General features: G+C 68.8%; 3 protein-coding genes. 2 read left to right on the top strand and 1 reads right to left on the bottom strand.

The window, feature by feature from the left end; translation table 11 throughout:
- Positions 1 to 372 precede the first annotated feature (372 nt).
- Complete coding sequence (gene typA / locus Q7W29_01525; GenBank protein MDO9170495.1) at positions 373 to 2,187, top strand: translational GTPase TypA; 1,815 nt, start codon at positions 373 to 375, stop codon at positions 2,185 to 2,187.
- A gap of 266 nt (positions 2,188 to 2,453) precedes the next feature.
- A complete protein-coding gene (locus Q7W29_01520) occupies positions 2,454 to 3,455 on the top strand; it encodes a hypothetical protein (protein ID MDO9170494.1) in 1,002 nt (333 codons plus the stop codon).
- A gap of 173 nt (positions 3,456 to 3,628) precedes the next feature.
- Here Q7W29_01520 and Q7W29_01515 read toward each other — a convergent pair whose 3' ends face one another.
- Positions 3,629 to 4,624 (bottom strand): outer membrane beta-barrel protein, encoded by a 996-nt coding sequence (locus Q7W29_01515; GenBank protein ID MDO9170493.1) that lies wholly within the window; start codon positions 4,622 to 4,624, stop codon positions 3,629 to 3,631.
- Positions 4,625 to 4,692: the final 68 nt, after the last annotated feature.

Genomic DNA, 4,692 nt, shown 5'->3' with positions numbered 1-4,692 from the left:
GGGAGCCTTGCCAAGGATAGGACAGCCCTCGGAAGTTGTCCATGAATGTCTCCCGAGGGGCGAAAAGTCCATTTCACGCTTATCCTGCCGTACGGAGGGAGAATCGGCCGATCCGGCCCCGAACCGCCCGCCGTGGCTGCGGTACGAGGGCGTTCTCTGTCGGGGACGAGGCGGCGTCCGGCTTGACCGGAACGGTCCGGTTCGACATGATTCGGGCGGCCTGCCTGTCCGCGCACTGCCTGACGGCCGCCGGCGACGTCGAGGTGCCGACCCGCGATCCCCCGCACGACGAGCCAAGGCGCCGGGCCCGGCCGGAGCGCGCGCGATGCCGGCGAACGCAGATCCAGGAAAAGTAGATCCAGGAGAAGAACGATGGAGATCCGCAACGTCGCGATCATCGCCCACGTCGACCACGGCAAGACCACGCTGGTCGACCAGATCCTGCGCCAGTGCCACGTCTTCCGCGACGGGCAGCAGGTGCGCGAGCGCATCCTCGACTCCAACGACCTCGAGCGCGAGCGCGGCATCACGATCACGGCCAAGAACTTCGCCGTCACCTACCACGACGTGCGCATCAACCTGATCGACACCCCGGGCCACTCCGACTTCGGCGGCGAGGTCGAGCGCGTCCTGAAGATGGCCGACGGCGTGCTGCTGCTGGTCGACGCCTTCGAGGGCCCGATGCCGCAGACGCGCTTCGTGCTGCAGAAGGCCCTGCAGCTGAACCTCAAGCCGCTGGTGGTGATCAACAAGGTCGACCGCCTGAACGCCCGCCCGCACGAGGTGCTCGACGAGGTCTTCAACCTCTTCTGCGAGCTGGGCGCCAGCGACGAGCAGCTCGATTTCCGCGGCGTCTACGCCGCCGGGCGCGATGGCTGGGCCATCGGCGAGCTGGGCGACGAGCGCAAGGACCTGTTCCCCCTGCTGGACATGATCGTCAAGCACATCCCGGCGCCCGCGGTGCAGGCGGGGCCCCTGCAGATGCTGGTGGCCGCGATGGACCACAGCGACTACGTGGGCCGCATCGCCGTGGGCCGCATCGTGCGCGGGAACATCCACACGAAGGACCGCGTCACGCTGATCAAGCGCGACGGCAGCCAGACCGACGCGACCGTCAAGCAGCTGTTCGTGTTCGACAACCTCGGCCGGCGCGAGGTGCCGGAGGTCGTCTGCGGCGACATCGGTGCGGTGGTGGGCCTCGACACCGTGGACATCGGCGACACCCTGGCCGACCCCGAGCACCCCGATCCGCTGCCGATCATCGACGTCGACGAGCCGACGCTCTCGATGAGCTTCATGGTCAACGACAGCCCCTTCTTCGGCCAGGACGGCAAGTACGTCACCAGTCGCCAGGTGCGCGACCGCCTGCTGCGCGAGTCCGAGCGCGACGTGGCCCTGCGCGTGGAGGACACCGCCAGCAGCGACACCTTCCGGGTCAGCGGCCGCGGCATCCTGCACCTGTCGATCTTGATGGAGACGATGCGCCGCGAGGGCTTCGAGTTCATGGTCGGCCAGCCGCAGGTCATCTACAAGGAGATCACCGGGCGCAAGGCGGAGCCCGTCGAGGTGCTGTCCGTCGACCTGCCGGCCGAGTATGCGGGCACGGTCATCGAGTACGCCGCCGCGCGCCGCGGCGACCTGATGAAGATGGAGCAGAACGACGGCCGCGCCCGGCTGGAGATCCACATCCCGAGCCGCGGCCTGATCGGCTTCCGCAGCCGCATGCTGCGGGCCACCGCCGGCGAGATCGTCATGCACCACCGGTTCTACCAGTACGAGTTCTTCAAGGGCAGCATACCCCAGCGCCAGACCGGCAGTCTCATCAGCCAGGGTCAGGGGCAGGCGCTGGCCTACGCGCTCGACGCGCTGCAGGACCGCGGCCGCTTTTTCATCGAGCCGGGGGACGTGCTGTACACGGGGCAGATCATCGGCGAGAACAACAAGGACGACGACATCGTCGTCAACGCCCAGAAGGCCAAGCAGCTCAGCAACATGAGGTCCTCGGGCGCGGACCGCAAGATGAAGGTCGCCCCGGCCATCATCATGGGGATCGAGGAGTGCCTCGAGCACATCAACCACGACGAGTGCGTGGAGATCACGCCGAACAACATCCGGCTGCGCAAGCTGCTGCTCGACGAAAATGATCGCAAACGGGCGTACAAGAAGGCCTTGAATCCCGACGGGTGATCCGTCTTCGTACCGATGATACAGACACGCTTCGTCGGGGGGCGCGCGCCGGACACATCGTGTGTCCGGCGCGCTTGGATTTCGGCTCCCGGCGCCCTCCTGGCGCCGGAAGCCTACATCACACCCCCGACGGAGCGTGTCTGTATCATCGGTACGAGATGGATCTGCGGTGGGATGGGCGACATGATTGCCGGCTTTCAATAGGGTTGATCGGGGGCAAGCTTGTGTTACCCTTGCGGATGGGACTTCCACCGAAAGGGGCGGACATGCAGAGGATGCTCGGGAGCAGGGCGTGGGTCTGGGGGCTCGCGCTGGTGATCGTGATGACGGCTGGTGCGGCATGGGCCCAGGAGGGCGAGGGTGAGGGCGGCGATCCGTACATGGATCCGACGATGGCGCCGTTGATCGTGCCGACGGCGGACGAGTTCGCGCCGGCGCCGGCGCCGGACGCGGTCATGGGCGCCGACAAGTCGATGATGGGCCCCGGGGTCGGCGGGTACTTCGAGGTCACGGGCGACCAGAAGGCCGGACTGCTCACGCCGTCCTACCGGTTCTCGCCGGCGTTCGTGCTGAAGGCGCGGGTGCCGCTGATCTTCGAGCGCACGCTGCAGTACTGGACCGAGGAAGCCTCGGCCGGCGGGCTGGGCGACGTGGTCCTGGACGCCGAGTACGCGCGACCGCTGTCCGCGCCGGGGTCGGTCTTGCGCCTGCAGCTGAGCGCGAAGCTGCCGACCGGCGACGAAGAGAAGATGGACGGCAACTATGCCGTGCCCCTGGGCACCGGCACGCTGGACCTGATCGGGCGCGCGCAGTACGCGCGCTCGGCGCCGACGCACGGGCTGCTGGCCTCGCTGCTGTACCGCAAGAACACGCCGAACGAGACGATCACCGACCTGGGCGGCGGCGACACGCGCACCTTCGAGGTGACCGGCGCCGACCAGATCGTCGCCACGGTCTTCGGGCGCAAGCTCGTGGGCGCGAAGTGGTGGCTGAACCTGGGCCTGGGCGCCACGCTGCTGGGCGACGGCAAGTCCAAGACCACCTGGAGCGACGGCACTCCGAGTACGGAGTCCGACCTCGGGATGGGCGGCACCCTGGTCGACCTGTACCCCGGCGTCGGCTACGCGCTGGGTTCGCTGAGCCCGTTCCTGGGTCTGCGCGTGCCGGTGGTGACCGACTACGACAACGAGTTCGCCGACGACGAGCGCGACATCGCGGTGGTCTTCCAGTTCAGCTGGCGGCCGACGCGGTTGGTCGAAGGGGAGTGATCCCGCTGCGTCCGCGGTCCTGCCTGCACGGCGGGACTGATCTGCCAGCACCCGAGGCGGCGGCGATGCCGCGCCGCGATTGATCGGACCGGTCCGCGGTGAAGACAAAGGGGGCGGGTCCCAGACGGGATCCGCCCTCTTCTCCTACGGGCGATGCGTTGCGGTGTCCGGGACTAGAAGCTGTACGTCATCGTGAACGCCGCCGAGGTCGTCGAGCCCTTGGGCGTGCCGTCGTGGTCGACGAAGGCGTCTTCGTCGGACGTGTCCAGGCGCAGCTCCGCCAGGGCCCGCATGCCTTCCCCGAGCGCGAACACCGGCGCGATGGTCAGCGAGCTGCGGCTCTGGCCGGAGCCGGCGCCGAAGATCACGTCGTCGGCGTCGTCGAGCGTGTCGAAGCGGCCCGTGAGCCCCATGGTCCCGCTCAGTTTCGCGTGGGCCATCACCATGAAGCCGGTCCAGCCGGCGTCGCCCGTGCCGGCGTCGACGCTGCCGAGGCTGAATTCCGCGCCCAGCGTGAGCCGGTCGGTCGGCGTGAACGTGGCGTCGACGTCCACGACCGTGCGGCCGACGGCCTGGCCGGGGTCGTCCTCACCGCTGATGACCGAGAGGCCAAGCCCACCGCGACCGTCGACGGTCCAGCCGACCCGGCCGCCGAAGGTCTTGACCCCGTTGGTCTCGACGTCCTGGTCCCAGCCGTTGGCCGCGTAGACCTTCAGGTCGAAGCCCGCGGCGCCGAGGGGGGATGCGAACATCAGGCCGGTCAGGTTCGTCGGGGCGCAGTACGTGAAGAGCAGCCCGTGCGAGTGCTGGAGCATGTCGGGAGCGTCGGGCAGCTCCCAGCCGATCGGCGCGTTGAACTTGCCGAGCGTGATGGCGGCCGCGCGGCCGGGCAGCCGCCACGACAGCCAGCCCTGCTCGACGGCCGTCGTCCAGGTCGTGCCGTCGTGGACCCACTCCAAGTCGAGGCGGAGGTCGCCCTGTTCGTCCCAGGCCCGGGTCACGTCGACCTCGGCCTGGTTCACCGTGAACGCGTCGTCGCGTCGGTCCAGGTTGCCGGACCAGCCGGCGTCCACGAACCCCGAGAACTCGACCGGCGTCGTCTGCGCCGGGGCGGCCCCGGCGCTCATCAGGATCAGGACGGCGAGCGCCGCCACAGTCGTGCGATTCATGTCCGTCTCCTTCCGGCGCGCCGTGGCGCCGCTCAGATCCCCTGCTCGTAGGCGGTTTCGCCGTGGAG

The organism is bacterium (assembly GCA_030654305.1).
Classification (GTDB): Bacteria; Krumholzibacteriota; Krumholzibacteriia; order LZORAL124-64-63; family LZORAL124-64-63; genus PNOJ01.
Note: the sequence above shows the minus strand (reverse complement) of the source record. Positions and strands in the feature narration are given on the sequence as shown.